Genomic DNA, 1,863 nt, shown 5'->3' on the forward strand with positions numbered 1-1,863 from the left:
GTGCGACAAGGGTATTCTTTTTGCAAAAAACATCCAAGAATGCAATGGATGGTTTTTTAATCCAACAGCATCTGTCAATCTTCCACAGACCATCACCATAATCCGCCAGCCGATCCACCGCTAGAAACATTTTTTCGCATCGACCAATCGCCGTGTCACGATCCAAACGCCATTGGGCAGAACAGCTGCAGTTTCGCCGCCTGCAGGGCAAGGAATCCTTGAGCGAGCTGTTGCGGTTGGATGTGGATCTGCTGAGCGAGAGCAAGTCCCTCGACCCCAAGGCGCTGCTGGGCAAGCACGCCACGGTGGAGGTGGAGACCGAAGGCGGCGGCCGGCGCTACCTGGACGGCATCGTCACCCGGTTCGGCCTGCAAGGCGAAGACCACCGGTATTACTCCTACCGCCTGCGCCTGCAGCCCTGGCTGTGGCTGGCCACGCGCAAGAGCGACTTTCGGATCTTCCAGAACAAGACCGTTCCCGACATCATCGAAGAGGTGCTCGGCAAATACGGCCACCCCCTGCAAAAGCGGCTCACGCGGGCGTATCGCAGCTGGGACTACTGCGTGCAGTACGGCGAGACCGACTGCGCCTTCGTCTCGCGCCTGATGGAGCATGAAGGCATCTACTACTACCACCAGCACAGCGCCGGCCAGCACATCCTGACCCTGGCCGACGACATCGTCGCCTCGCACAGCCCGCTCGCTGGTGCTGCTGTCATCCCGTTCTACCCGCCCGAGAAGGCCGCCGTCGCCGACAAAGAGAACATCCACGCCTGGGAACTGCACCAGGCCATCCACTCCGGGCGGCACTACAACGACGACTACGACTTCAAGAAGCCGCGCGCGGACCTGTCCAACATGCGCCAGACCCCGCCGGGGCATGCGCACGACGCCCACGAAATCTACGAATGGCCGGGCGGCTACACCGAATTCGGCGATGGCGAAGCCTATGCCCGGGTGCGGCTGCAGGAAAGCCTCACCGGGCACAGCACCGTGCGGGGCCAGTCGCGCCACCGGGCGCTGGCCCCGGGCTACACCTTCACGCTGGAGAACTACCCGCGCGAGGACCAGAACCAGGCCTACCTGCTCACCGGCCTCGAATACCACTTCAAGGAAAACCCCCAGGTCAGCGCTGCGGCCCCGGGCCCCAAGGGCACGGCGCAGGAAGAAGGCTCGTTCCAGCGGTTCACCCTGCTGGCCCAGCCCACCAGCGTGCCCTACACCCCCGCGCGCACCACGCCGAAACCCAGGACCACCGGCCCGCAGACCGCCTTCGTCGTCGGCCCGCCGGGCGAGGAGATCTGGCCCGACCAGTACGGGCGCGTCAAGGTGCAGTTCCACTGGGACCGGGTGGGCGCCATGAACGAGAACTCCAGCTGCTGGGTGCGGGTCTCCAGCAGCTGGGCCGGCTCCGGCTTCGGGGCCCTGTTCATCCCGCGCATCAACATGGAAGTCGTGGTCGACTTCCTCAATGGCGACCCGGACCACCCCCTCATCACCGGCTGCGTGTACAACGCGGACAACATGCCGCCGTGGGCGCTGCCGGCCAACGCCACGCAGTCGGGCATCAAGACCAAATCGAGCAAGGGCGGGGCCTTCGGCGACGGGCTGAAGAACGGCGCGGGCGATGCCAACGCCATCCGCTTTGAGGACAAGGCAGGCGCCGAGCAGCTGTGGCTGCATGCGCAAAAGGACCAGCTCACCGAAGTGGAGAACGACGAGGACAAGTGGGTCGGCCGCGACCGGCGCAAAGACCATCGATCGGGAACGAGACCAAACGTCATCCACCGCGACCGCACCGAGACCGTGGACCGCAAACCGAAAAGACACCGTGCACGGCTGGCGCACCGAGGAAGTCGAGCGA

1 pseudogene is annotated in these 1,863 nt (G+C 64.5%); it reads left to right on the top strand.

Going from position 1 to position 1,863, the window contains the following annotated elements:
• Window positions 1-160: 160 nt before the first annotated feature.
• Window positions 161-1,863, top strand: a pseudogene (locus AC27IO_RS23635) (type VI secretion system Vgr family protein); the annotation flags it as partial.

It is taken from the genome of Acidovorax sp. KNOB132, from assembly GCF_057541515.1.